The sequence below is a fragment of the Microbacterium sp. genome (assembly GCF_047972865.1).
GTDB lineage: Bacteria > Actinomycetota > Actinomycetes > Actinomycetales > Microbacteriaceae > Microbacterium.
The window spans coordinates 1-25,978 of sequence record NZ_JBKEAY010000198.1 but is presented as its reverse complement, the minus strand read 5'-3'; the positions used below and the strand labels follow the sequence as shown (position 1 = coordinate 25,978).

Below are 25,978 nucleotides of genomic sequence, written 5' to 3'. Positions count from 1 at the left end.
CGGCGACCGGCCAGGTGGTGGCACTGTCCAGCACGAGCCGCGAGCCGATGCGACCGCGACTGTCGCGCGCCGATCTGGCCGCATGGACACTCAGCGCGATCGATGACGCCGCGACCGTCGGCCGCAGCGTCGTGCTGGGTTCAGCCCGAGCGAGCCGCCTCAAGCGCCCGCGACGGCCCCCGGGTCATGGCCGGCTCGCTCCGGTGTCAAGGAAAACCAGGCGTGACCCGGGAACCGTCGTTTGACGTGCCCGTGTCAGGATGCCCGGTGGATGGACTTGATCTCGAGATACTCCTCGAACCCGGCAGCGCCCGCTTCGCGCCCGACTCCCGACTTCTTGTAGCCACCGAACGGCGCCTCATTGTTGAAGCCGCCGCCGTTGACGGATACCTGGCCGGTGCGGAGGCGACGGGCGACGCTGACGGCGCGCTCCTCGTCCCCCGACCACACGCCGCCGGCGAGCCCGAACTCGCTCTCGTTGGCCAGCGCCACGGCCTCATCCTCATCGCGGTAGGGGACGATCGACAAGACCGGACCGAAGATCTCGACGCGATTGATGGTCATCTCGCTGGTAACGCCGGAGAAGACGGTCGGTTCGACGAAGTAGCCCTTGTCGGTCGGTCGGATGCCGCCGCCGGTGACGAGAGTGGCTCCCTCCGCGATCCCCTTGGCGATGAGCTCCTCGACGCGGTCGAGTTGTCTCGAACTCACCACGGGACCGAGCTGGGTCTCCTCCGCGAAGGGGTCGCCGTACACGAAGCTCTCCGCTGCCGTCCGGGCGATCGCTTCGACCTCCGGCAACAGGTTCTCCGGCACGAGCATGCGGGTCAGAGCCGTGCATGTCTGGCCCGCATTGAAGTAGCAGTTCGCGACGCCCGCCGCGACCGCCTCGTCCAGGTTCGCGTCATCGAGAATGATGTTCGCCGACTTGCCGCCCAACTCGAGCGCGACCTTCTTCACGCTTGCAGCCGCAAGCTCACTGACGCGAACGCCCGCCGCCGTCGACCCCGTGAACGACACCATATCGATGTCGGAAGACGTTGCGATCGCCTCCCCCACCGGGACGCCCCGGCCGCTGACGAGGTTGAAGACGCCCCCGGGAAGCCCGATCTCATCGCACACCTCGGCCAGGATGTACGCCGACAATGGCGCGACTTCGCTGGGCTTGAGGACCACGGTGCATCCCGCCGCGAGCGCGGGCGCCACCTTGAGCGCGATCTGGTGGAGCGGGTAGTTCCACGGCGTGATGCAACCGACAACTCCGACGGGTTCCTTGACCACCATGGAGTGCTTCACGTAGCCGGCGTCGTACTGATAGCCGCGCACGTGCTGGGCGTAGAAGCGAAAGTTCCGGATCGGCAGGTCGGACTGCCACTCAATGGAGTGTGAGTACGGCATGCCGATCTCTGACGACACCGTGCGCGCGATCTCTTCCCGCCGTGCATGGAGCCCGTCGGCGATCTTCTCGATCCAATCGCCTCGCTCCTGCGGCGTCAGCGATGCCCACCCGTCGAAGGCCCGTCGGGCGGCTGCGGCCGCGGCGGCCACATCCTCTGCGGTGCCCGCGGGAACGGTGCCGATGACCTCCTCCGTGGTGGGGTTGACCACCTCGATGAGTTCGTCGGATCCGGAGGTGATCCACGTGCCGTCGATGCAAATGTTGTGCGACATGAGTTGATTGCCTTTCTTCATTGAGTAGCGATGCGGGTCATGGGGTCGAATTGGATCTTCACGGTGTCGGAGCCGCCGACAGCGGCCAGTGCGTCGCCTCCCTGTTCGAGCGGGAACCGGGTGGTGATCAGTTCATCGAGCGGGTAGACGCTCTGCCGCAAGATGTCGAGGGCGGCGAGGATGCCGCGGTTCAGGCTGAACGAGCCGACGATGCACAACTGCCGCCGGTACACCTCGAACGTGTCCAGCACGAGTTCGCTCCCCGGCGGGCAGACACCGAAGGGAATCAGTGTGCCGGCATCTGCGAGCAGACGCACCGCCTCCTGCACGACCTCCGGGCGACCCGTAGCGTCGATCACGAGGTCGAAAGCCCTCTCAGGGAGCGAATCGGTGAGACCGTGCGCAATCCTGACCGTTTCGGTCGCGCCGAAACGCGACGCCCGCTCCAGGCGCTCCGGCACCCGATCCGCGATCGTGAGATCCTCGATGCCGCGACCGCGCGCGGCGATCGACAGGATCATTCCCATCGGACCCGCCCCGACGATGACGACCTTGGCTTCGGGCGAAGGGTTCGCACGGTCCAGGGCATTGACGGCGCACGCGAACGGTTCGGCGAGCGCGGCGACGCCGGGATCGAGCGTTCCGGCGGAGAACGCGTTGTCGCTGCGCACGACAGCGTACTCGGCGAATCCGCCGTCCCGCTCAGCTCCGTATGCCTGCCCTCGAGTGCAGAGATTGGGGTGACCGCGCAGACAGTTGCGACACGCCTCGCACGCGATGAGCGGGTCGATCGCTACCCGTTCCCCGATGCGTGACCGCAAGGCGGGATCGGCGTCCACGACCGTGCCGGCGAACTCGTGTCCGGGGATGCGAGGGAGTTCCGCGGCGTATCGGCCGGCGAGGATGTCGAGGTCGGTGTGACACAGGCCGGCTGCCTCCACTCGGATCAACAGCTCGCCGAGGCCGGGAGCAGGCACGGGCACCTGTCTCACCTCGAACGCATCGAGGGCCGTGTAGACGACGGCTGTCATCGTGGCGGTCATTCGTGAGCTCCTTCCACCAGGCGCCAGAGGGGGCGGGCGAGTTCCAGCGATTCGGCATAGCGAGCGTGGGAGGCGTCCCACCGGGCGGCCGCTTCGCGTGTCGGGGTGTAGCGGTGGTCGACACGCGCCCAGGCGCCGGCATCGACCGCATCCGAGAATCGGCCCGTGCCGATCCCTGCGAGCATCGCGGCGCCCAGCGCCCCGGGCTCGCCCGTGCGAGCGACCTCGATGTGCGTGTTCAACCCGTCCGCGAACATCTGCGCCCATACGGAGCTGCGCGCCGCGCCCCCGGCAAGGCTGACCCGCGTTCGCGGCGCGGCACCCTCCAGGAGCCAGTCCATATGCGTTCGGTGGTTGTGAACCACGCCCTCCCACACCGCTTTGACGAGGTGTGCTCGTGTGTGCCAACCGCGGAGGCCGAGGAACGAACCCGATGGCGTCGCGCCGAAGGGGCTCCCGTAAAGGAAGGGATGATAGATCGGCACATCCGCGTCAGCACCGAGTCCAGCCACTTCGTCGTTCGCGACCGCGATCGCGTCGGGGGTGTCGGCCATCAGGGTGCGCATGAACCATTCGAAGTTGGTGACCGACGCCGGGGACGCGCCCATGTTCACCCAGCTGCGTCCGTCGATCCAGGGGCGCGCCTGCCAGCGCGGATTCACGACCCGCGTCGGCGCGATGTACTGGTTGACGCTGTAGGTTCCGGCGAGGATGGAATAGTCACCGACTTTGGCGGCGCCTGCCCCGAGGGCCGCTGCGACGACATCGTGGGTGCCCACGGCAACCGGAGTGCCCGCCGTCAGCCCAGTGCGTCGTGCGACCTCCGGGAGCACTCCCCCGGCGATATCGGTCGCAGACCGTGGACGAGGAAGGAGCCGCTGGAACTCCGCCAGGCCGTAGGCGTCGAGTGCCGCCGCTGAGTAGCCGTTTCCGTCGAGCGCGCCGACGCAGGAGCTCGCCTCGACGAGGTCGGTTGCGACCTCCCCGGTGAGACGGAAGCGCAGCCAGTCCTTGCAGTACATCAGCCACTGCGTCCGATCCAGAGTTGCGGGCTCGTGTCGCGCGAGCCACGCGAGCAGGGGCGCGAGCGACGCGGCGAAGGGCTCCTGTCCGGTGAGCAGACGCGCACTGTCAAGCGTGCCGTCGGTCCTCCACTCATCGAGCACGCCATCCGCTCGAGTGTCCAACGCCAGGATCGCCTCACGGCTGGGCCTGCCGTCGCGAGCCACGAAGTACATCCCGTCGCCATGGCCGACCACTCCGACGCCGCTGATGGATCTTCCTCGGCCCGGGGTCGCCTCGACGGCCTCCGCGATCGCGTCCAGGAGCTGTTCCGCGACTCCGTCCGCATCGCGCTCGACGTGGTGCGGGATCGGTTGCCTGGTCTTCGTCGGGCGCCGCGTCACGACCACCTCGAGGCCGTCATCGTCGAAGACGACGACTTTGAGCGCCGTCTGCCCGCTGTCGATTCCGAGGATCATTCCCCCTCCGCTCCGAGGATCCGTTCCACCACGTCCGCGACCAGAGCACCCGAACGAGTGAACGACTCAGGAGTGTCTCCAGCGAAATGCGTGGTCAAGGTGACGTTGTCGAGTCCGCGCCAAGGGCTGTCGATCGGCAACGGCTCCTGATCGAAGACATCGAGCGCGGCCCCGGCAATCCGTCCCTGCTGGAGGACCGTCAGGAGCGCGCCATCGTCGACCAGTCGACTGCGCGCGGTGTTGACGAAGTATGCCGTGGGCTTCATCCGCGCGAGCTGATCCGCTCCGATGAAACCCGTGTTCTTCTCGGTCAGCCGCGCGCACACCGTAATGACGTCCGACTGCTCGAACACCTCGTCGAACCCCACTGACAGCACGCCATCAGCCTCGAGCGCCGCGGGGTCGGCAAACGGATCCGAGACGATGACCCGCACGTCAAAACCAGAGATGAGCTTCACGAACTGGCGTCCGACAGAACCGTAGCCGATCAGCCCGACCGTGCGTCCAGCGAGCTCGGCGGATCGGGATCCGTACTCCTTGCGCCAGCCGCCGGCGGAGATGCTCCGATCGGCGCGAGCGATGTTCCGCATCTCCGCGAGGATCAGCCCGAGGGTCAGCTCAGCCACGGCCGGCGCGTTGCGGCCCGCGATGTTGTGCACCTCAACGGCGTTCGCTGCTGCGGCGGCCAGATCGATGTTCTCGGTCCCCGCCCTGGCCACGATTACTGCCTCTGGCCCCGCGTCGCCGGCGAAGACCCTCGCGGGCACGGGGAAGAAGTGCACGACGAGGATGTCGGCGCTCGTCGCCAGGTCGACCAGGTCGGCCGGGACGTCGACGGCGTCGGGACCGTGCAGCTCGACCTGATGCTGCAGGGCATGGATCTCGCTGCCTCCGCCGGGGATCGTCCAGTCCACGGCGACGATGTCGGCCGTGTCACCGCCGTTGCGCAGGCGAATCGCCTCACACACGATGTGAGCCGGTACGAACACGTCGCCGATGACGACGATCCGAGGGGAGGACACACTCATGCGCTATGAACGAGATCGTGCAGGGTCCGCGCCGTGACCGCAGGATCGGTGGCCTGCCACACATTGCGACCGTAGACGAGTCCGCGGGCTCCCGAACTGAGCGCGTCGGTCGTGCTGGCGCGAAGAGCGTCGATGTCGTCCGTCTTCGGGCCACCGAGCAGCAGCAACGGCACGGGAGTGTTCTCCACGACCTCCCGCATCGAAGCGACGTCACCGGTGTATTGGGTCTTCACCGCGTCGGCCCCGAGCTCGGCCGCGAGCCGGTTCACATAGATGAGAGCTTCGGCATCCGCCTGGTCCTGAACGAGCGACCCCCACAGGACGGTCTCCACGATGAGCGGGAGCCCCACCTCGTGGGCCTCGCGCGCCGCGCGAGCCACGGCCCGCGCGTTGTCGGCGGTGACCGCATCGTTGGGATTGCCGAGGATGAGGAACATGACGATCGCGTCGGCCCCGAGGGCTGCCGCCTCACGCGCGTCGATCAAGCGACGGTACTCCTCCCCGGCACCGGCGGTACCGGCCGGCTGTAATGCTCCCAGGAAAATGAAGTCGGTGCGCACGAGCACGGCGGGCGCGTGACGGTGAGCGAGCAGCTGACGGTTGCGGTCCAACAGGCCGGGCGACAGCAGGATCCCGTCCGCCCCCGCATCGACGACGGACTGCACGACCGACTTCGCGGACTCGCCCCCTCCCTTGGCGCTTGCGCCGAGGCCGCGATCGAAGGCCACGATCATCGTGCGTCCGGTGTCCTTGGCGAAGAGGCGATTGAGGCGAAACTCAGAGGTTTCCATTGTGGTCGGGTTTCCTTTCGATGTTCTGGGTGAGGTGTTACTTGATCGCGCCGAGAGAGAGCCCGCGGACGAGCTGCTTCTGCGCGAGCAGGCCGGCCAGCACGACGGGGAGTGTGGCGAGGAGGGAGGCGGCGGAGAGCTTCGCGAGGAACAGCCCCTGCGTGCTGATGAAGCCGACGAGGTAAAGCGGCACGGTCTGAGCGTTGACGGAGGTCAGGCTGCGCGCCAGGAAGAACTCGTTCCACGAGAAGATGAAGCAGAGGAGCGCCGTCGCCGCGAGACCCGGAGCCACCATCGGCAGCACGACTCGAGAGAGTTCCTGAAGGAAGGTGGCCCCGTCCACTCGCGCTGCTTCGAGGATCTCCTTGGGGATCTCGACCATGAACGACCGAATGAGCCACACGGCCAGGGGAAGGTTCATGGCCGTGTACATGATCACGAGCAGAAGCGTCTGATCCAGCATGCCGAGCCAGTTGGCGATCAGGTAGATCGGGATGATGGCGCCGGCGATCGGCAGCATCCTCGTCGACAGAAGGAAGAACAGCACGTCCTTCCACTTCCGAATCGGCCGGATCGACAGCGAGTACGCGGCCGGAAGCGCCAGAACGATCACCAGGAGCACCGAGACGATGCTGGCGGTGAGGGAATTCTGGAAGAACGGCAGGAAGTTGTTGTCGATAGCGACCTGGAACTGGTCGAAGGTGGGCTCGAAGAGCACCTTCGGGGGCAAGGTGACCGCATCCACCTCGGATTTGAAGGCGGTGATGACCATCCACAAGAACGGGAAGACCATCATCAGCCCAGCGAGCCAGGCCAGTGCGCTCAGTATCCCGCCGTGACCCCGTCTACGGCTGGAGCGATGGCGCGGGTCACCCTTGACGCTGATGAGCTCGGTCACGGTGTGCGTCGTCATGATGCCCGCCCTTCGGTGCTCTTGAGCAGATTCGACGCGACGCGCAACCCCACTGAGGCGATGATGAGTGTCGCGATCAGCACGATCACGGCCATCGCAGATGCTTGACCGATCTCGAGCCCGCGGAAGGCCCGCTGATACAGGTAGTACGGGATGTTCGTCGTCGCCGATCCCGGCGCTGCAAGGTAGACCGCGTCGAAGGTCTGCATGATGTAGATCGTCCCGAGCACGATGCTCAGCTCGCTGTACGGCCGCAGGTGGCGCCAGGTCAAGAAGCGAAACCGGGCCACCGCGGTGGCGCCGTCGACCTTGGCGGCTTCGATCGTGCTCGGGTCCTCGCTCTGCAGCCCTGCGAGCAGAATGAGCATGAAGAACGGGGACCACTGCCAGGTCAGGATGATGATGACCGACAGCATCGGGTGCTGACCCAGCCAGTCCACCGGCGCGATACCGACCAGGCCCAACGCCCAGTTGACGATGCCGTAGGTGGTGCCGAGCATGGTGTTCTTCCACAGCAGCGCCGTCGCGGCGGGGAGGACGAGGAAGGGGATGATCAGCAGCGTGCGCACCGCTCCGCGCCCGCGGAACTCGCGGTTGACCAGAAGGGCAAGCACGAGGCCGACGATGAACGAGGCCACGACCGCTCCGACGGTCATGACCACCGTGTTGCCGGCTGCCTGAAGGAACTCGGGCTCGTGAAAGATCGTCGCGTAGTTCTCGAAGCCGACGAACTCTGGCCCGCTCCGGCTGGTGGCGAGGTTCCAGTCATTGAGGCTGTACCAAAGCGTGAGGACGAACGGCAGCTGGGTGACCAGCAGCACGACGACCATCATCGGGTACAGCGGGAAGGCGTGGGCGGCGCGCGCGAGCCACGAGGATCCGCGGCTGTGGTTCTTCTTTGTGGCGCCCGGCGCAGGCGAACCCGCCTGCGCCGGGCGCCTGCGCGCCTCAGAGACTGAGGGCTGCGTCATGGCCTACTCCCCGTCGACCCAATCGCGGTTGTCGCTCGCGAATCGAGTGAGGATACCGTCGGCCGCGCTGGCGACCTCGGCTCCGGACGCGCCGCTCGTGATGGCTGCGGACACCTCCTTGGCCACCTGCGTGCCGAAGTCCTGGTAGGAGGGCAGCAGGAGGAACAGGATGCCGTCGTACGGGGTCGGCGCGGGGTGATCGGTCGGGTCTGCCTTGTCAACCATTGCGAGCGTCGTCTCGGCGAACGGCGCAGCGGCCAGGTACTCGGGGATGTCGTAGGTCGAAGCGCGGGTCGCGGCGGGAGCCCGCTCCCAGCCGAGCTGCTCACCGACCAGCTTGACGTAGTCCTTCGAGCCGAAGAACGCGAGGTACTTCCACGCGGCATCCTGATTCTTCGAGGTGGAGGTGATAGCGAGGTTCCAGGACCACAACCAGCCGTTGCCGTCCCACGCGTCGACCGGTGCCGGCGCGTAGCCGACCTTTCCGACGACCGAGCTGGTCTCGGGGTTCTCAACAGATGCCGCCGCCGAGGTCGCATCGAACCACATCGCTGCGTCGCCCTGGGTGAATGCCGTGAGGCATTCGGGGAAGCCGGCCGTCGAGGTGCCGGGGATACCGTAGTTGCGTTGCAGGTTCAGGTAGGTGTCGATCGCCTTGACCGCCTCCGGGCTCGACAGCTGCGGAGCCCAGTCTTCGTCGTACCACACACCGCCGTAGGCGTTGATGATCGGGTTGAGCGCCGCGACCGACGCACCCCATGAAGCGTCGCCGCGCATGCAGATTCCAGCGAGGTTGTTGGACGTGTCCTGGACCTTGTCCGCCAAAGACACGACATCGTCCCAGGTCGGATTGGCCGGCATCTTCAGGCCCGCGGCCTCGAACAGGTCAGCGCGGTACATCAGCATCGAGGACTCCGCGCTGATCGGGACGCCGTAGAGCTCGTCGTTGTGCTTCAGCCCGTTGAGCACAGCCGGGACGATGTCCGATTCGTCGAACTCACTGTCTTGCGCGACGTACGCGTCGATCGGGGCGAGCCATCCGTTCTGCGCCCAGATCGGTACCTCCAGCGGTCCGATGCTGACGACGTCGAACGGACTTGACCCGGTGGCCACTCCCTGCGTCAGCTGATCGCGAAGCTGGTCCTCCGGGAGGTTGACGTACTCCACGGTGATGTCCGGGTTCTGCTTCTCGAACTCGGAGGTGAGTTCACGGATGTCATCGAACTGCGGCACCGCTGCGGTGGCGACGGTGATCGTCGTGGTGCCGTCGCTGCTCTCGGGTGCCGACGTACTCGCGGTGCAGCCACTGATGGCCAGCGCGGAGGCGGCGGCGGTTCCGATCACCGCTCCCGCTCGCCATCGCCGCGTCTTTGCGGAGTGTGACTCGATCATTTGTTACCTTCCTTTTCGGTGTTCCTTCTCGGTGTTTCCGGGTGGAGCTGTGTCAGGCGATCACGACGTGATCGATGGTCTCCTGCAGGTCCTCCAGCAGGTCCGCATCGATGCCGGAGTCGGTCACGATCCCGTCGATGTCCGCTGGCGAGGCGAACCTGTGGAAGTACTCGGCGCCGATCTTCGAGTGGTCCAGCAGTGCGATGGAGCGCCGTGAGGCTTTGACGATGGCTCGCTTGCATTCCGCTTCGGACTGATCCGACGTGGTGAGGCCGTGATCCACACTGAATCCGTTCGCTCCGACGAAAGCGACATCGATACGCAGCTCTCGGAGGGCATCGACAGCCCAGGGGCCGACCGTGCTCTGGCTGACGGGCCGGAAGACCCCGCCGAGGTGCATGAGGGTGATGTTCGGAAACGCCGCCAGCGCGTTCATGATGTGCAGCGAGTTGGTGACGACACGCAGGTGGGAGTCGGTGGACATGAACCGTGGCACGAGTGCCGCGGTGGTGCCGGAGTCAATGAGAACAGCACCCTCCTCGGGGAGCTCCGCGACCGCAGCCGCAGCGATGCGCAGTTTCTCCGGGTTCATCACCGACTCGCGAACGGCGTTGACCGGCTCGAAACCAAGGCGCTGCACGGGAATCGCTCCTCCGTGCGTGCGGGTGACGAAGCCCTGTCGCTCAAGGTGGACCAGGTCTTTTCGGACGGTCTCGGTCGTGACGTCGAGTTCGGCTGCCGCCGTTGCGACATCCACGCGACCGAGTCGTCGAACCTGCTCCAGCAAGAGCCTGCGTCGTTCTTCTAGGTACATCTTCGTTCCTTCCGGGATTCATCATGGACCACATCACAAGCATTCGCAACTCGACAAGGCGGGAATTTGTTGGGTACAGTTGCGTTACCCAACCCGATTGGATCCGCATGGCGACGTCGCTTGCAATGACAACTGTGCCCGGCTTCTTGCGAAAGCGTGGGTTATCCAACGCGGCCGGCCCGAACTGGAAAGTCGCTCAGCTGACGGGGGGCGTGAGCGGGATCGTCTTCTCAGCGGATGACGGACAACGGGCCTTCGTCGTGAAGCAGTCCCTCGACCGGCTCGCCGTGGAGGACGAGTGGACTGCGCCACGCGAGCGAATCCTCAATGAGGCGCGGGTGCTCGACCTGATCGCCGGCGTCGTGCCCGCTCACTCGCCCCAGCTGATCGACGTCGACGACGCGACCCTGACGCTCACGATGGAGCAGGCGCCGTCCGGATGGTCCGACTGGAAGTCTGAGTTACTCAGCGGGGAGGTGGACACCACCCTCGCCTCGGACCTCGGCAAGGTGCTAGGCACGATCCACAGTGCGACCGCGAAGGGAGATTGGTCCCTACCCCCGGACGACGGGATCGCCGGGTTCAATGCCCTCCGCATCGAGCCCTTCCATCGCACCGTCGCCGCACGGCTCCCCGAGCACGCGGGTCAGATCCTCTCGATCGCGGCCCGAGTCCTCAGCCGCGCCACCTGCCTCGTGCACGGGGACTTTTCGCCAAAGAACATCCTGATAGCGCCCCGCGCAACCGGCAGTCGGCGTTTCTGGCTGATCGACGACGAGGTCGGGCATCGCGGTGATCCGGTCTTCGATCTCGCGTTCTTCCTTTCCCACCTGGCCCTCAAACGCATCCGCGCCATCGCCGCGATCCGCCCGTGTTTCGACGAGGCCGGTGCGTCCTTTCTCCGCGGCTACCGCTCGACTGGGATGGACGTCGACAGCGACGATCTCTCGGAGCAGATCGGGTGCCTGGTCCTCGCACGCGTCCTGGGTCGATCCCAAGTCGGCTATCTCGACGAGACCGAGCGACGACATGCGCTCACCGTCGGAGCCGGGCTGCTCTCCGCCGCGGGTGCTTACAGCCTCGACCGTCCGCTGACCATCGCTTGACGCCTACACACCAAGGAGTATCAATGACGAACACCACAATCGGCTCTCTTGAAGCCTGGGAGGCCCTCGACTCCCGAGGACGCCCGACGGTCGGATGCCGGGTAACGCTGCGCAGCGGGGGCACGGGCCGGGTGATCACACCATCGGGTGCATCGACCGGCGACTTCGAAGCGATCGAGCTGCGGGATCGCGATGAGCGCTACGACGGGTTCGGCACCCGGCGTGCCGCTGCCTCGCTGCGAGGAGAGATCGCAGAAGCGATCGTCGGCATGGACGCGACCGACCAGCGGGCGGTGGATGCCGCCATCGAGGCGCTCGACCCCGACCCGGGTCTGGCGCACATCGGCGGAAATGCCGCCCTCGGGGCCTCGCTCGCCGTACTCACTGCATGCGCCGACACGCTCCGGGTACCACTGTGGCGGATGCTCGATCCCGGCCGGCCTCCTCTTATTCCGATGCCGATGGTGAACATCGTCTCCGGCGGCGCGCACGCGGGGCGCGCAATCGACATCCAGGACATCCTCGCGGTCCCGGTCGGTTCCGCCAGCTTCACTGAAGGCATCGAGTGGATCTCCAGGGTGCGAGCCGCCACCGCGCACGTGCTCACCGAGCAGGGCGGCTGGGCCGCTCTCGTCGCCGACGAGGGTGGACTCAGCGCACGCCTCGCAACGAATGAGGCGGCCCTCGAACTCGTGACGCGGGGCATCGAGCGAAGTGGTCTGCGGTGCGGCGACGATGTCGCGATCGCCATCGATGTCGCAGCATCTCAGCTTGTCGACAACGACCGCATCCGCCTACGTTCGGAGGAGGCCGTCCTCACTACGGATGAGTGGCTCGACCGCCTCTCCGCCTGGACACAGCAGTACCCGATCGTGTCCATCGAGGACCCCCTCGGCGACGACGATTGGGACTCCTGGCGGAGCGCCTCGATGCGCTTGAACGGAATCCAGCTCCTCGGGGACGACCTGTTCGCGACGAATGTCGCCCGCATCGAACACGGAGTCTCTGAGCGCATCGCGAACTCCGTCCTGATCAAACCCAATCAGGCGGGACTGGTCACTCGCACGGCGGATGCGGTCGCCGTCGCTCAACACTCGGGGTACGCGACTGTCGTGAGCGCCCGCTCGGGTGACACGGAAGACCACTGGCTCGCTGACCTCGCGGTCGGATGGCGGGCCGGTCAGATCAAAGTCGGATCCACCATGCGCTCGGAGCGAACCAGCAAGTGGAACCGACTCCTCGAACTCGAGGCGACGATGACGACCGAATACGCCGGCGCTCGCGCAATCGCTGCACTGGAGTCGGCGTAGCGTCTGGCTCACCCCACCCGCCTGGATCGCCCCCGTTACTTTCTTTGTGGCCGTTCCGTGAGCATGCTGGGCGGTGACGGCCTGCCGGGCCCGCAACACCCTCACCGCCTGACCGGCGAGATTGCGGAAAGTGTCGTCGTTTCCGCGTCGGGACCACAGTTCGCGCAATCCCGGTCCGGTCCAGCGCGACCGCGTGATGCTCCCCCTTGCCGACGTCGAGACCGACGAACACGTCGACCTCGTCGTACCTGTCGATGCTGGTGACCACCGTGTCCTCCGTTCACTCGCGACGGCAGCCGCGACGGTGCGCCTCAGCATCCACGTTACGGACGGCCTCGAGCGGGATGCTCGGTCTGGCCCCTATCAGCGATCACACACCGCCAACCAGGCCCGGTGACAACACCCCCCAGATCATCGAGGACAGGGGGCGGCAATCATGCCGGGCCCGGCAGGCCGTCACCGCCCAGCATGGCCGCCGAACGGGTCACGAAGAAAGTAACGGGGCAGGAGGGCGCGCGGGGGCGCGCGGGGATGCGCGGCTTCGGCGGCGGGTCAGGACGGGTCGTCGAGCCGGAAGCCGACCTTCACCGTCACCTGGAAGTGCAAGACCCCGTTGTCGTCGGCCTGACCGCGGAACGACACGGCCTCGAACCAGTCGATGTGGCGGATGGTCTGCGAGGCACGCTCCAGCGCGGCCCGAATCGCGGCATCGATCCCATCTGGCGAGGTGCCGACGATCTCACTGATGCTGTAGGTGTGCGACATTGCGTTCCCCTTTCGTCCGGCACGCTCGGGGGCCGGCCCGTGCGGCCACTCTAGCGGCATCCCCCAGGCTCGATCTGCCCCCGAGAACCCTTGACACCTGGCGCGCGGTAGGACACTCTAGTCTGACAGGTAATATTGCCGTCCTCTATATCAGACATGGAGGTCTGATGACTGAACTCGCCGTACGCGCCGTCGATCTGCACAAGTCCTTCGGCGACCTCGAGGTGCTCCAGGGCATCGACATCGAGATCCCGCCCGGCGGTGTGACCTGCATCATCGGCCCCTCGGGCTCGGGCAAGTCCACCTTCCTCCGTTGTATCAACCATCTCGAGAAGCTCACCTCGGGCCGCCTCTGGGTCAACGGCAAGCTCGTCGGTTACGAACCCCACCGCGGCTACCTCCGCGAAATGTCCGAGAAAGAGATCGCCCGCGACCGGCGCGGGGTCGGAATGGTGTTCCAGCGCTTCAACCTCTTCCCGCACATGACCGTGCTCGAGAACATCACGATCGCACCCACCCGCGTGGCGGCGCTCTCCGCCGCGGAGGCGAAGGATCGCGCGATGTCCTTGCTCGAGCGCGTCGGCCTGAGCGACAAAGCCGACGTCTACCCGGCGCAACTGTCCGGCGGACAGCAGCAGCGCGTCGCCATCGCCCGGGCGCTGGCGATGGAACCCAAACTGATGCTGTTCGACGAGCCCACCTCCGCGCTCGACCCCGAACTGGTCGGCGAAGTACTCGACGTCATGACGGGGCTGGCCGAATCCGGGATGACGATGATCGTGGTCACCCACGAGCTCGGCTTCGCCCGCGAAGTGGGACAACGCCTCATCTTCATGGACCAGGGCCGCATCGTCGAAGACGGCACCCCCAGCGAGGTCATCGACAACCCCAAGCAGGAACGAACCCAGGGCTTCCTGTCCAAGGTCTTCTGAACGGCGAACGAGAGGAATCACCGTGAACATCCCGCAACGCTCGCGACGGTCGGTGGCAGTGATCGCCGCGGCCGCCACCGTCTCGCTCGCCCTGGCGGCGTGCGCCACGGGCGGCGACTCGGCCGCCGAGACGGACGACGTCTTCGTCATCTACGGCGAAGAGGTCCCCTTCAACCAAGAGCTGTACGACATGCTCCCCGATGACGTGAAAGAGAAAGGCTCGCTCAGCTTCAGCACCGACGCCGCCGGCCCGCCGCGCACCTTCGTCGACGACTCGGGCGAGATCGTCGGCGTCATCCCCGACGTGATCCACGCCGTCGGAGCCACCCTGGGGCTGGAGACCGAGATCCTCAAGAACTCGTTCGACGCCGAAGTACCCGGCGTCGAGTCCGGACGATTCGACTTCACCACCGGAACCGGCGACTTCCCGCACCGCCGCGAGATCCTCGACCTCATCGACTACTACAAGGCGGGCCGCGTCTACCTCGTGCAGGCGGGGAACCCCATGGGCGTCACGAAGGACGAGCTCACCCAGTGCGGACTGCGCGTGGGCGTGTTGAAGGGGACCACGCAGGAGCAGCTGGTCACCGAACTGTCGCAACGCTGCGAGGACGAGGGCCTCGAGCCGATCAACCTGCAGTCGTTCAACAACGTCCTGCTGCCGGTGCCGCTGGAGGCCGACCGCGTCGACGTCGTCTGGGAGAACACCTCGACGGGAATGATGGTGGCCGAGGAGTCGCCCGACAAGTTCGAGCTGGCCGACGTGCTCTTCCAGGGCTACGTCGCGTTCGGGTTGCGTAAAGACCGCCCCGAACTGCGCGACACCATGCAGCAGACACTGCAGCACCTGATGGACACCGGCGTCTACCAGACCATCTACGACGAATGGGGTCAGGGCGAACTCGTCATGGACTACATCTCGATCAACTCGGACAACCGGGACCTGCAATGAGCGAGAAGACCGTGACGGCCCCCGTCACCACCGCCCCGGCCGGCGAGGACGACTTCCCGATCAAACCCCGACGCAACCTGATCGACTGGATCGGGTTCCCCGTGGTGGGCTTCCTCGTCATCCTCTTCATCTACAACCTGTTCACCAACCCCAACTGGCGCTGGGACGTGGTGGGAGAGTACCTGTTCCACCCGCTGGTGCTGCAGGGCGTGCTGACGACGATCGTGCTGACCCTCGTCTCGGGTGTCACCGGAACGATCTTCGGCCTCATCCTCGCCGGGATGCGGCTCTCGCGCAGCCCGCTGTTGCGCGGCATCGCGACCGCCTTCATCGGGTTCATGCGCGCCATCCCCGCCCTGGTGCTCTTGCTGCTGATCTACTTCACCAGCGCGGTGTTCCCAGAGGTCGGATTCGGCATCCCGTTCACTGACATCATGTTCTACGAGATCCCGGTGAACGCGATCATCACCCAGTTCGTGGCGGCGTGGCTGGGCCTCACCCTCATCATGGGCTCTCACACCGGTGAGATCTTCCGCGGCGGCGTGATCTCGGTTCCCGGCGGCCAGGTGGAGGCGGCGAAGGCGCTGGGGATGAGTCCCTCGCTGACCTTCTTCAAAGTGGTCATGCCGCAGATGATCCGCGTGTCGATCCCGGCCCTCGCGAACGAGCTGATCTCGCTGTTCAAGAACACCTCGCTGGTCTCGATCATCGGCTATGCCGAATTGCTGACGGTGGTGCAGTCCATCTACGGCCGCACCTATCAGACGATCCCGTTGCTCATCGTCGCCTGCATCTGGTACTTGGTCATCGTGATCATCTCGATGCTCGGGCAGCAGCGCCTGGAGAAGCGGTTCGGCCGCGGCTTCGGAGTCGGAGCCAACGCCTGACGTGGCGTCACGGACGACACCGTCGGCTCCGGTGCCCCCAGGCGGGCGCCGGGGCCGGCGGCCGTGGCGCCGTCCGACGCTCTACCAGGGCTATCTCGGCGGCGCCCTGATCGGTGCGGTGGGCAGTTGGATGCTGCGCACCGCACAGATCCTGCTCGTCATCGAAGTCACCGGCGCCAACGGTCTGCTGGTCGGAATCGTCACCGCGGCGCAATACGTCCCCACCCTGGTGCTCAGCGGGTACGTCGGAGTCCGCGCCGATCGACAGTCGAAGGGCACGCTGCTGATGATCGGGCAGCTCGTCATGATCGGTGCCGCGTTGGCTCAGGCGGCACTGCTGTTCTACGGCGTCGACTCCTGGGTGTTCATCGCGATCCTGGCCACCCTGTTCGGTGTCGGCACGGCCATCGACGGTCCGATGCGCACCTCCGTGCTTCCCGACCTGGTACCGACGCCGCGCGTTCCCGCCGCCGTCAGCGTCAACGTGGTGCTGTTGCAGCTGGGGCGATTCGTCGGCCCCCCACTGACGGCGTACCTCGTGCTGGAGGTGTCGTTCGCGTGGGCCTTCACGATCGCCGGACTCGGGCTCATCGGCTTCGCGGCCGTCCTGCCGCGGGTGTCGGTCCCCCCCAAACCCACCGACTCGGACAGCGGCGGCCTGCGCGCCGCGCTGGTCTACCTCCGGCGCCGCCCCCGCATGCTCGCAGCCTTCTTCCTCGCCGGGGTCACCGGGCTCGTCGGCCCCAATCTGGTCCCGTTCTCCGCCCTGATCGTGTACCAGCGGTTCGACGGCGGTGCCGGCGAAGTCGCGGTCGCCTCGACCTCGCTCGCCCTGGGGGCGCTGGTCGGGTCGGTGTGGGCGGCGCGCACCCGGCATCGCTCCCTCGGCATGGTCGCGGCACTGACCATCACGGTGGGGCTGATGAGCGCTGCCTCCGCGCTCATGCCCACCCCGGTGCTGTTCTACGTGCTGCTCGGCGTGGCCGGCTGCGCGGCGCTGGCGATGGTGAGCCAGGCCACCGCCCGGGTGCAGGAGTTCGTGGATGACGACATGCGGGGGCGCGTCACCGGGCTCTACTTCATCGTGCTGGTCGGCGGTGCCCCGATCGGCGCACCGCTCATCGGTGCCCTCGGCGACGTGATCGGCATCACGTGGGCGGTCGCTCTGGCGGGCGTCGTCGTGGCGGCCACCGGGCTGCTGATCTTCCTCCCGGTGCGCACCACCCTCGACATCGCGCCGGTGCACCGGGACTGAAGGCACCGATGCGGCGGACCCCGGCATCCGGGTTCCGCCGCATCGTGCGTCTCGCGTCAGTCGCGCAGGTCGGAGTTGATCGAGATGTAGTCGATCGCGAGGTCGCCCTGGTCCCACTCGTCGAGGATCGCCTGGTAGCTCCCGTCGTCGATCATGGACTGCAACGCGGCCTGGAACGCGTCGCGCAGTTCGGTGCGTTCCTTGGAGACACCGAAGGCCAGGTAGGCGCGATAGATCGGGTCACCGGCGACCGCGAACACGTCGGGCTGTTCGGCGACGACCATGAACCCCGTCGACACCGTCTCCCACACGACGTCGACACGGTCCGCCTCCAGCGGCACCGGCAGCAGCACGTTGTTGAACGACTGCAGATCGATCGCCGGCTTCCCCTCTTCTTCGCAGCGGGCCGACAGGTCGGTGACGAGCTGTTCCTGGGTCGTTCCTTTCAGAACGCCCACACGCAGTCCGCACTGCGACAGCTGGTCGTTGGTGACGTTCTTCGGGTTGCCGGCGGCCACCAGGAACAGCTGTCCGGCCTTGGAATAGTCGACCATGTCGAGCACGTCGCGCCGGGTGGGGAAATCGCCGGTGCCGGTGGTGGAGTCGAACTTGCCCGACTCGACCCCCGGGACCTCGGCGTCGAAGGAGTTCTTCTGGATGTCGACCTCCACACCGAACAGCGCCCCCATGCCGGCGATGAGGTCGGGGACGAAACCGACGAGGTCACCGTTGTCGTCCACGAAGGTGCGCGGCGGGGCGGCTCCGTCGGAGGAGAAGACGAGGGTGCCCTTGTCGAGCACGTCCTGCGGGAGCAGGTCGCGCAGCTCATCGTTCTGCGTGAAGGTGTGGCCGTACAGTTCGAGAGACCCGTCCGCCTCTGCCGAGGTGGACGGGTCGCTCGCAGAACCGCAGGCGGTGAGCGTGAGCGCGGTGACGGCGGCCAGCGCGAAGCCGGCGGCGGCGTGTGTACGTCGGGTCATATCGAATCTCCTTCTTCTCTCGTTCTTCTCTCGGCGTTAGGCGGCGACAGGCCGACGGATCAGCTCGAAGATGCGGTGGCGCGCGTGCGCGAACTCGGGGCGTTCCTTGGTGTCGAACTGGTTGCGGGAGGGGCCGAGCTCGATCGGGACGATCTCGGCGATCTCCGACGGCGCCCGGGTGAGCACGACCACCCGGTCGGACAGGTACACCGATTCGTCGACGTCGTGGGTGACGAACAGGATCGCCATCTCGTACTCGTCGCGCAACGGCAGCACCAGGTCCTCCAGATCCATCCGGGTCTGGGCATCCACCGACGCGAACGGCTCGTCCATGACCAGCAGCCGGGGCCGCGAGGCGATCGCCCGGGCGATGGCGACGCGCTGCTGCATGCCGCCGGAGAGCTGCTGCGGCTTCGCCGAGCCCCGACCCTCGATCCCCACCGATTTCAACGCGTGCGCGGCACGTCGGCGGGCTTCGTCGCGAGGCACACCCGCGCTGCGCAGCGGCAGCATCACGTTCCCCTCGATCGACATCCACGGCAGCAGCGAACGGCTGTAGTCCTGGAACACCATGGCGAGGTCGGCGGGGGGCCGCTCGACCCGGTTGCCGAGCACCCGCACCTCACCCCGGTCGTAGGTCTGCAAGCCCGCCACGGTGCGCAGCACGGTGGTCTTGCCCGCCCCCGAAGGACCGACGATGCTCACGATCTCGTTGTCATCGACGTGGAACGTGACATCGCGCACCGCCTCGAACGGGCCATCCTTCGTGGTGTAGGTCTTGCCGAGACCGTCGACTTCGACGACGTGGGTCATTGGCTTACGCCCCTTCCATGGAGATGCGGGTGCCGATGGCGCCACCCACGAGCTTTTCGATGAGAATGAAGACGTAGCTGAACGCGACGCCGAGGATGGCGACGAGGATCATGCCCGACCACATCTGCGGGTAGTTGAACCCCTGCTGCGCCGTCAGCGTGATCGCGCCGATGCCGCGGGAGGTCCCGATCATCTCGCTGACGACCATGATCAGCAGCGCCGAGGCCAGCGAGACCCGCGCGGCGGCGATGATGCGCGGCAGTGCGGCCGGATAGATCATCAAGAACACTCGCCGCAACGGATCGATGCGGAACACCCGGCCGACATCCTCCAGCGTGGATTCGACCGCCTGCACGGCGGCCGCCGTCGCCAGCAGCATGTAGGTCATGGTGCCGTAGACGATGGCAGCGATCTGGAACTGGGGCCCGATGCCGAAGATGAACAGGAACACCGGCAGGATCGCGATCGGCGGGATCGTGAGCAGGAACCCCAGCACGGGGCTGAACATCTGGTTCAGCGGTAGCACCCGGCCGAGCAGCCCGCCGAGGGCGATGCCGACCACGAGGCCGAGGACGTATCCGATCGAGAGGTTCGACAGACTCGGGACGACGTTCTGCGTGAACCCCGGGCCCAGCCAGGTGTCGGCGAACGAGTCGGCGATCTTGGAGACCGGGGGGAAGAACGGGCTCGGCCAGACGAGGGTGCCCACCAGGTACGCCGCGACGAGGATGAGGGGAACCGCCAGGGTCTGCAGCGTGCGCACCAACCGCGAATCCGAGGTCTTCATCGTTCGCCTCCCGGCGCCCAGCGAGCGAAGTACCGCTCGATCGCAGAGAACACCAGGATCATCGTGATGCCGACGATCCCGGTGAACAGGGTGATCGCGTAGGTGGCCGGCACATCCTCGCGCGACAGTGCGGCGAGCAGGCCGGTGCCGATTCCGAACGATCCACCGACGTATTCGGTCGTCACCGTGACCGCGAAGGCCGCCGCCGCGCCCACCTTGAGGCCGGTGGCGATCTGCGGAGCGGCCGCGGGGAAGCGGAAGAAGGCGATCGTGCGCCACCGCGTGAGCCGAAGGCTCTTGGCGGTGTCGATGAGCGTGTCGTGTGCGAGGTGCACGCCGTAGGCGGTCTGGATCAGCAGCGGCCAGATCACGCCCTGCATGATCAGGATGACCTGGAAGTTCACGCCGGTGCCCATGAGCACGATCACCAGCGGCAGGATGATGATGGCGGGGATCGGGCGGATGAGCTCGATGGGCAGCCGCGCGTACCGGTATGCCGTCCGGCTGAGCCCCAGCCACATCCCCACTGGGATCGCGATGACGGTCGACACGACCAGGCCGATGATCCACGCCCGCATCGAGAAGCCGACCAGACGCCAGAACCCGGGGTCGACCAGCAGCTCCCCGAGCGATCCGAGCGTGTCGGTGAGCGTGGGGAAGGCGACCCGCCGACCGGGCGGCGGCGCCGAGGCGATCGCGTACAGCTGCCACGCCACCGCCACCAGCACGATGCCCGCGACCGCGAACAGGATGCCTCGGATGTATGGCGAGCGCCGACGGAAGCTCCCGGCCCGCACCGCCTCCGTCACCGGGGCGGTCGTGGTGGTCGATGAGCTCATTGGTGTGTCTCGACGTACACGCCGGTGTCGACGCCCTGCTCGATCCAGCCCTCTTCGATCAGCGCGTCGACGTAGTTGTCGAGCTCGGATGCCGCCACCGGCACCTCGAAGGTCTGCAGCGAGATGTAGGGCCATTCCGCTTCGGCCTTGCCCAGCGCGGTGCCGATGACCTCACGCCACTGGTCGTCGGGGAGGGCGTTGGTGTCGTCGTAGGAGCGCTGCGTCGCGGTGCGGAACCGGTCGAGCAGGTCCTGCTTGTCGGTCGCGGTCTGCGCCGAGGTGTAGAAGGTGTCCAGCAGCGCTCCGATGCCGAAGGTCTCTGCCACGGCGTCGCCCAGGTCGATGATGTCGGGGTTGGTCGACAGTGCCTCGGCGAGGTACGGCTTGAGGACGCCCGACGCGTCGACGCTCCCGTCTTCGATCGAGGTGACCGACTGGGCGACGGGAAGGGTGACCATCTCGGTCGTGCTCGGGTCGGCCCCCGCCTTGCGGATCTGCTGAAGCATGGCGAGGGTCAGTACGCTCCGCGGTGCCGGGGTGGCGACGCTGTGTCCGGCGAGGTCGGCCCAGCCGGTGATTCCGCTGTCGGACATTGTGATCGTGCCGACGTTGCCCGCCTCACGCGAGCGCGCGCCGCCGGCGACGCTGCGGAGGTCGACGCCTCCGGCCATCGCCGTGACGATCACGGAGGGTGAGGCCCATCCGATGTCGTACTGGCCCGACGCGACGGCCGAGATGGCGCTCGGGGGAGCGTCGACCTCGGTGAAGTCGAGCGCGATGCCGACTTCCTCGAAGTACCCCTTCTCGACGCCGAGCTTGATGGAGGCGACGGAGTCGACGCCGGGCAGCGAGACGATCGAGAGCGTCTCGAGTTCTCCGGCTGCACCGTCCGACGTGGGTTGGCTGCTCGTGGTGTCGTCGCCGGCGCACCCGGCGAGCATCAGTGCGGACACGACCGCGATCGATCCGACGGTCCAGCTGTGGTTGCGCTTCATGGCACGGACTCCCTTGTCGTTGCCGGACGGCCTCTGACCTCGGCGCCGCCCGGATCCTGTCTGTCTGGTATATTGGATACCTGTACGTTCAGTCAGACACAGTGTGCCAGGGGCTGACTTTCGTGTCAACGTCGAACGCGAAACCGTGCCGGGAGGAAGAGACCCATGCAAGACGCCGACGATCACCTGCACGGAGTGGACGGTGCCAATCCCCGCGGCTACGAGGGATTCGAGGGCGTCGTCGCCCCGGACATCTCCGAGTCGACACCGTGGTGGCCGCAGCCGGCCCGCGCGCGTGCGGGTGCCCCGAACGTCGTGGTGATGCTGATCGACGACATGGGGTTCAGCGACATCGCCCCGTTCGGTAGCGAGATCGCCACCCCCGGGCTCTCCGCTCTGGCCGCGAAAGGGTACCGATTCTCCAACTTCCGGGTCACGCCGCTGTGCTCGCCCTCACGGGCGGCACTGTTGACCGGCGCCAACCCGCACCGCGCCGGGTTCGGCTACGTCTCACAGGTCGATCCCGGCTACCCGGGGCTGAGCATGCAGATCCCCCACAACCTGCCGACGCTGGCCGAGTCGTTCCGCGACAACGGTTACGCGACCTTCATGGTCGGCAAGTGGCATCTGACCCGTGAGTCGGAGATGCACGACGGCGCCGACAAGTCGTCGTGGCCGGTCCAGCGCGGGTTCGATCGCTACTTCGGCTCTCTCGACGGCTACACGACGCTGTACCACCCGCACCGGCTGGTGCGGGACAACTCCCCGGTGACCGAGGAGTTCGGCGACGACGACTACCTCACCGACCGGCTCACCGACGAGGCCATCGGGATGATCGGGTCGCTACGCACCGGGTCGGACCGGCCGTTCTTCCTGTACTTCGCCCACCATGCGATGCACGGGCCGGTGCAGGCCAAGCCCGCCGACATCGAGCGGCACCGCGGCGCCTACGAGCAGGGCTGGGATGCCGTGCGCCAGGCGCGGTTTCGTCGTCAGCTCGCCGACGGGCTGTTTCCGCCGGGCACCCAGCTCTCGCCCTCCGGCCCGGAGATCACCGACGGCGTGCCGGCGTGGGACGATCTCGACGACGAGCAGCGTGCGCTGTTCGCCCGCCACATGGAGGTCTACGCCGGGGCGGTCTCGGCGATCGACGACAGCGTGACGCGCCTGATCGAACACCTCACCGCCATCGGCGAGTACGACAACACGATCATCGTGTTCTGCAGCGACAACGGCGGCACCGGCGAGGGCGGCGTGAACGGCACCCGCAGCTACTTCAGCCAGTTCTTCGGCCACCCCGACATCCCGAGCGACTGGGTGGCCGACGTCCCCCGGCCGCTCGAGCTGATGGGCGGTCCGCGCGTGCACGGTCACTATCCGCGCGGCTGGGCACACGCCTCGAACACGCCGTTCCGCATGTACAAGGGTCAGGTGTGGGAGGGCGGAGTGCATAGTCCGCTCATCGTGAGCTGGCCGGGTGGGCTGCCGCGCCGAGCTGGCGACACGGGGGTGCGCGACGGGTTCGCCTACATCACCGACATCGCGCCGACCGTGCTGGAGCTGGCCGGGGCCCACCGCCCGGAGCGGCTGCAGGGCGCCGCCACCGTGGATGCCGACGGGGCGAGCTTCGCCGACGCGCTGCGGCTCGGGTCTGCGGCCGCGCCCCGCCCGGGCGGTCAGCACATCTCGCTGATGCGCCAGCACACCTACTACCGGGGGCAGTGGAAACTGATCGCGCCGCAGCCGACGGATCAGAGCATCCCGTTCACGACGACCGCCGCACTCGATTGGCAGCTGTTCGACATCATCGCCGATCCGACCGAACTCACCGACGTGGCGTCCCGGTTTCCCGACGTCGTCGCCGAGCTCGCCGAAGAATACCGGCGCACCGCCTGGTTCAACACGGTGTTCCCCATGGTGCATCGCCGCGCCCTCGATGCCCGCCCGTCCACCGAGGCGCGGCTTGCCGAGCCGGTGCGGATCGCACCGGGGCTGCCGACGATGGAGCGGTTCCGCTCCGCCCGCCTGGTGCGGATGCGGTCGTTCGTCGTCGAGGCGACTCTGGTGGGCGCCCCGGGCGAGGGCGTGCTCGTCTCGCACGGCGACCAGGGCGGCGGGTACATACTGTGGCTGGAGGGCGGCAGGCTGCACCTGTCGTACAACGCTTACGGCGACATGCACCGGGTCTCGACGCCGTTCGCCGAGTCGGATGCCGTCATCGTGGCGACCTTCACCGCCCTGGACGGCCTCGCGTGGGGCATCGAGGTGCGCTCGGCGTCGGCTTCCCTCCGCCTGGACCGGGTGACGATGCTGGCGGGAATGGCACCGTTCACGGGCATCAGCGTCGGCTTCGACGGCGGCGGTCCGGTGGATTGGGACGTACACGAGCGACACGGACGGTTCCCCTACCGCGGCGGGCTGCGCGATGTACGGTACGTTCCGGGCGAGCCGGCACCCTACGACAACGAGACGCTGGTGGCGGTCGACGAGATCACCGGCCACCTGCTGGACTGATCGACCCCGCACGACGGTGGCCGCCCCCGATCGGGGGCGGCCACCGTCGTGCGGGCGGATCAGCCGTTGACGAAGGTCTCCACGTCGATCTGCTCGATCCAGCCCTCGGCGATGAGACCGTCGGAGTAGTTCTCGATCTCTGCGACCGTCACCGGCACCTTGAACTCCTGCCACGACAGGAACTCCCACTGGCTCTCCTCGCGGCCCATGCCCTCACCCACGACGGCGCGCCATTCGTCGGCAGGCAGCGCGTTCATGTCGGCGTAGCTCTTCTCGAGTCCGGCGCGGAACCCCTCGATGAGGGCGGCCTTGTTGCTCATCGTGTCGGGCGACGCGTAGAACATGTCCAGCAGCGCGCCGACGCCGAAGACCTCAGCCACCATGTCGCCGAGGTTCACGATGTCGGGGTTGGTGTCCATCGCCTCGACGATGAAGTTCTTGACCGTTGCGGTGGCGTCGAGGTCGCCGTCCTCCAGAGCGGTGACCGACTGGTTCAGCGGAAGGGTGACCAGTTCGACCGCCGCGGGGTCGCCGCCGTCGAGGCGCACGGCTTCGAGGACGGCGAGGGTGATGACGCCGCGCGGGGCGTTGACGCCTACCTGCTTGCCCTCGAGGTCTTTCCAGCGCGTGATGCCACTGTCGGCGAGGGTCAGCACCCCCACGTTGCCGGGTTCTTTGGAGATGCCGCCGCCGGCGACGGAGCGGATGTCGACGCCGCCCGCGATCACGGTGGCCGCCACGGCGGGTGAGGTGTGCCCGATGTCGTATTGACCCGAGACGACGGCCGACACGGTGCTCGGCGGGCTGTCGGTCTCGCTGTAGTCGATCTCGATGCCCTCGTCGGCGAAGTAACCCGCCGCCATGCCGCGCTGCAGGGCCACGCCGGAGTCGCTTCCGGCCAGCATGACCACACTGAGGGTCTGCAGGTCGCCGCCGCCGGTATCGCCGGCATCCGGGGTCGTGTCCGATGCGGAGCAGCCGGCGGCGGTCAGCACCAGCCCGAGCGCGGCGACTGCCGCACCGACGTGGCGGATTCGGAATGACATGTGAACTCCCTTGTCCGTTATTTCAGATAGTTCTCTGATGTATCAGACTAGCGGATGCCCGGTGAGAGGGCACCCCCATGAGTGCGTTGTCCACAGCGCGTGCCGCGGGCGCCGAGCCGTCGCGGTCGGTGGTGCTAGCCTCGCCGGAGGGTGTCGTGCAGGGGGTTGTGATGTGGTGGGCGATCGATCCGATTGCAGTGTCGGAACTCGCGGACTCAGCAAGCAGGTGCACCGACGACCTGTCGAAGGGCCTGAGATCTGCGCACGATGCCGTGGATGAGGCCGCGGGGGCGTTGGCGGGTGTGCCGAAGCTGGGTTCGGCGCTCACGTCGGCCACCGACGGCTACCGCCGACTGGGTGTTGCGGCCGTGCGGCGATCGGGGGAGCTGGTGACCGCTGTGCAGTCGAACGTGCGCGGGTACATTGAGGCCGACATCGCGATGTCTTTGGACACGGTGCGAGCGGCGCAGGTCGTCGATATGTTCCCTCCTGGGATGTGGGTACCGCGGTGAGGCTGGTCACGGTCGATGACGTGCCGGTGGTTCCGGTGCAGGGGTCTGCGGTGATCGCGGCCGCCGATGCCTTGGCAGCGGCGGCGCGGGTGGTGTCGGATGCCGCCACTCAGATCGGCGAGGTCTGGCAGCCGTTTCTGGGGGTGTATGAGGCGCCTGAAGCCCCGGAGGTGATCGACAA

At 67.0% G+C, this 25,978-nt stretch carries 25 protein-coding genes; 9 read left to right on the top strand and 16 right to left on the bottom strand.

The window, feature by feature from the left end; translation table 11 throughout:
* Window positions 1-255 precede the first annotated feature (255 nt).
* From ACK5KK_RS12175 to ACK5KK_RS12135, 9 genes are read right to left on the bottom strand one after another with little or no spacing between them, the layout of a single operon-like run.
* Window positions 256-1,671 (bottom strand): aldehyde dehydrogenase family protein, encoded by a 1,416-nt coding sequence (locus ACK5KK_RS12175; RefSeq protein ID WP_416890350.1) that lies wholly within the window; start codon window positions 1,669-1,671, stop codon window positions 256-258.
* A gap of 17 nt (window positions 1,672-1,688) precedes the next feature.
* On the bottom strand, window positions 1,689-2,714 hold the full coding sequence (locus ACK5KK_RS12170) for an alcohol dehydrogenase catalytic domain-containing protein (protein ID WP_416890349.1): 1,026 nt from the start codon (window positions 2,712-2,714) through the stop codon (window positions 1,689-1,691).
* Window positions 2,711-4,195, bottom strand: coding sequence for an FGGY-family carbohydrate kinase (locus ACK5KK_RS12165; RefSeq protein WP_416890348.1), 1,485 nt, complete (start codon window positions 4,193-4,195; stop codon window positions 2,711-2,713). Before ACK5KK_RS12165 ends, ACK5KK_RS12170 begins: the two co-directional genes overlap by 4 nt.
* On the bottom strand, window positions 4,192-5,223 hold the full coding sequence (locus tag ACK5KK_RS12160; RefSeq protein ID WP_416890347.1) for an NAD(P)-dependent oxidoreductase: 1,032 nt from the start codon (window positions 5,221-5,223) through the stop codon (window positions 4,192-4,194). The genes ACK5KK_RS12165 and ACK5KK_RS12160 overlap by 4 nt, the downstream gene beginning before the upstream one ends.
* Window positions 5,220-6,014, bottom strand: coding sequence for a class I fructose-bisphosphate aldolase (locus tag ACK5KK_RS12155; protein ID WP_416890346.1), 795 nt, complete (start codon window positions 6,012-6,014; stop codon window positions 5,220-5,222). The genes ACK5KK_RS12160 and ACK5KK_RS12155 overlap by 4 nt, the downstream gene beginning before the upstream one ends.
* A gap of 37 nt (window positions 6,015-6,051) precedes the next feature.
* The gene (locus tag ACK5KK_RS12150; protein WP_416890345.1) at window positions 6,052-6,927 is read right to left on the bottom strand and encodes a carbohydrate ABC transporter permease; all 876 of its coding nucleotides are present in this window, start codon (window positions 6,925-6,927) and stop codon (window positions 6,052-6,054) included.
* On the bottom strand, window positions 6,924-7,898 hold the full coding sequence (locus ACK5KK_RS12145) for a carbohydrate ABC transporter permease (protein WP_416890344.1): 975 nt from the start codon (window positions 7,896-7,898) through the stop codon (window positions 6,924-6,926). Before ACK5KK_RS12145 ends, ACK5KK_RS12150 begins: the two co-directional genes overlap by 4 nt.
* 3 nt (window positions 7,899-7,901) lie before the next feature.
* Window positions 7,902-9,290 carry an ABC transporter substrate-binding protein gene (locus tag ACK5KK_RS12140; protein ID WP_416890343.1) on the bottom strand — a complete coding sequence of 463 codons (1,389 nt, stop codon included), beginning with the start codon at window positions 9,288-9,290 and terminating at the stop codon, window positions 7,902-7,904.
* A gap of 52 nt (window positions 9,291-9,342) precedes the next feature.
* A complete protein-coding gene (locus ACK5KK_RS12135) occupies window positions 9,343-10,104 on the bottom strand; it encodes a DeoR/GlpR family DNA-binding transcription regulator (protein WP_416890342.1) in 762 nt (253 codons plus the stop codon).
* Between the two features lie 23 nt (window positions 10,105-10,127).
* Between ACK5KK_RS12135 and ACK5KK_RS12130 the strand changes: the two genes are divergently transcribed.
* On the top strand, window positions 10,128-11,210 hold the full coding sequence (locus ACK5KK_RS12130; RefSeq protein ID WP_416890341.1) for a phosphotransferase family protein: 1,083 nt from the start codon (window positions 10,128-10,130) through the stop codon (window positions 11,208-11,210).
* A gap of 23 nt (window positions 11,211-11,233) precedes the next feature.
* Window positions 11,234-12,520, top strand: coding sequence for a phosphopyruvate hydratase (eno, locus tag ACK5KK_RS12125; protein ID WP_416890340.1), 1,287 nt, complete (start codon window positions 11,234-11,236; stop codon window positions 12,518-12,520).
* 552 nt (window positions 12,521-13,072) lie between these two features.
* On the opposite strand, the gene ACK5KK_RS12120 is transcribed toward eno, so the two are convergent.
* A complete protein-coding gene (locus ACK5KK_RS12120) occupies window positions 13,073-13,285 on the bottom strand; it encodes a dodecin (RefSeq protein ID WP_416890339.1) in 213 nt (70 codons plus the stop codon).
* A 167-nt stretch (window positions 13,286-13,452) separates the two neighbouring features.
* Between ACK5KK_RS12120 and ACK5KK_RS12115 the strand changes: the two genes are divergently transcribed.
* Genes ACK5KK_RS12115 through ACK5KK_RS12100 form a run of 4 tightly spaced genes read left to right on the top strand, consistent with a single transcriptional unit; the run spans window position 13,453 to window position 17,311 of the window.
* Complete coding sequence (locus ACK5KK_RS12115) at window positions 13,453-14,217, top strand: amino acid ABC transporter ATP-binding protein (RefSeq protein ID WP_416890338.1); 765 nt, start codon at window positions 13,453-13,455, stop codon at window positions 14,215-14,217.
* A gap of 22 nt (window positions 14,218-14,239) precedes the next feature.
* On the top strand, window positions 14,240-15,169 hold the full coding sequence (locus tag ACK5KK_RS12110) for an ABC transporter substrate-binding protein (RefSeq protein ID WP_416890337.1): 930 nt from the start codon (window positions 14,240-14,242) through the stop codon (window positions 15,167-15,169).
* The gene (locus ACK5KK_RS12105; protein ID WP_416890336.1) at window positions 15,166-16,056 is read left to right on the top strand and encodes an amino acid ABC transporter permease; all 891 of its coding nucleotides are present in this window, start codon (window positions 15,166-15,168) and stop codon (window positions 16,054-16,056) included. Before ACK5KK_RS12110 ends, ACK5KK_RS12105 begins: the two co-directional genes overlap by 4 nt.
* A 31-nt stretch (window positions 16,057-16,087) precedes the next feature.
* Window positions 16,088-17,311 carry an MFS transporter gene (locus tag ACK5KK_RS12100; RefSeq protein ID WP_416890335.1) on the top strand — a complete coding sequence of 408 codons (1,224 nt, stop codon included), beginning with the start codon at window positions 16,088-16,090 and terminating at the stop codon, window positions 17,309-17,311.
* Window positions 17,312-17,367: 56 nt separating this feature from the next.
* On the opposite strand, the gene ACK5KK_RS12095 is transcribed toward ACK5KK_RS12100, so the two are convergent.
* From ACK5KK_RS12095 to ACK5KK_RS12075, 5 genes are read right to left on the bottom strand one after another with little or no spacing between them, the layout of a single operon-like run.
* A complete protein-coding gene (locus ACK5KK_RS12095; protein ID WP_416890334.1) occupies window positions 17,368-18,291 on the bottom strand; it encodes an ABC transporter substrate-binding protein in 924 nt (307 codons plus the stop codon).
* Window positions 18,292-18,327: 36 nt separating this feature from the next.
* The gene (locus ACK5KK_RS12090; RefSeq protein ID WP_416890333.1) at window positions 18,328-19,104 is read right to left on the bottom strand and encodes an ABC transporter ATP-binding protein; all 777 of its coding nucleotides are present in this window, start codon (window positions 19,102-19,104) and stop codon (window positions 18,328-18,330) included.
* Window positions 19,105-19,108: 4 nt separating this feature from the next.
* Window positions 19,109-19,891: an ABC transporter permease gene (locus tag ACK5KK_RS12085; RefSeq protein WP_416890332.1), complete on the bottom strand. Its 783-nt coding sequence runs from the start codon at window positions 19,889-19,891 to the stop codon at window positions 19,109-19,111.
* Window positions 19,888-20,730 (bottom strand): ABC transporter permease, encoded by an 843-nt coding sequence (locus ACK5KK_RS12080; protein ID WP_416890331.1) that lies wholly within the window; start codon window positions 20,728-20,730, stop codon window positions 19,888-19,890. Before ACK5KK_RS12080 ends, ACK5KK_RS12085 begins: the two co-directional genes overlap by 4 nt.
* Window positions 20,727-21,725, bottom strand: coding sequence for an ABC transporter substrate-binding protein (locus ACK5KK_RS12075; protein ID WP_416890330.1), 999 nt, complete (start codon window positions 21,723-21,725; stop codon window positions 20,727-20,729). The genes ACK5KK_RS12080 and ACK5KK_RS12075 overlap by 4 nt, the downstream gene beginning before the upstream one ends.
* A gap of 165 nt (window positions 21,726-21,890) precedes the next feature.
* On the opposite strand from ACK5KK_RS12075, the gene ACK5KK_RS12070 reads away from it, so the two are divergent.
* Window positions 21,891-24,239, top strand: coding sequence for an arylsulfatase (locus tag ACK5KK_RS12070; protein ID WP_416890329.1), 2,349 nt, complete (start codon window positions 21,891-21,893; stop codon window positions 24,237-24,239).
* A gap of 59 nt (window positions 24,240-24,298) precedes the next feature.
* Here ACK5KK_RS12070 and ACK5KK_RS12065 read toward each other — a convergent pair whose 3' ends face one another.
* On the bottom strand, window positions 24,299-25,285 hold the full coding sequence (locus tag ACK5KK_RS12065; protein WP_416890328.1) for an ABC transporter substrate-binding protein: 987 nt from the start codon (window positions 25,283-25,285) through the stop codon (window positions 24,299-24,301).
* Between the two features lie 77 nt (window positions 25,286-25,362).
* On the opposite strand from ACK5KK_RS12065, the gene ACK5KK_RS12060 reads away from it, so the two are divergent.
* Window positions 25,363-25,797 carry a hypothetical protein gene (locus ACK5KK_RS12060; protein ID WP_416890327.1) on the top strand — a complete coding sequence of 145 codons (435 nt, stop codon included), beginning with the start codon at window positions 25,363-25,365 and terminating at the stop codon, window positions 25,795-25,797.
* Window positions 25,794-25,978 (top strand): hypothetical protein (locus ACK5KK_RS12055; RefSeq protein WP_416890326.1); only part of this gene is annotated, 185 nt, incomplete at its 3' end. The genes ACK5KK_RS12060 and ACK5KK_RS12055, both read left to right, overlap by 4 nt.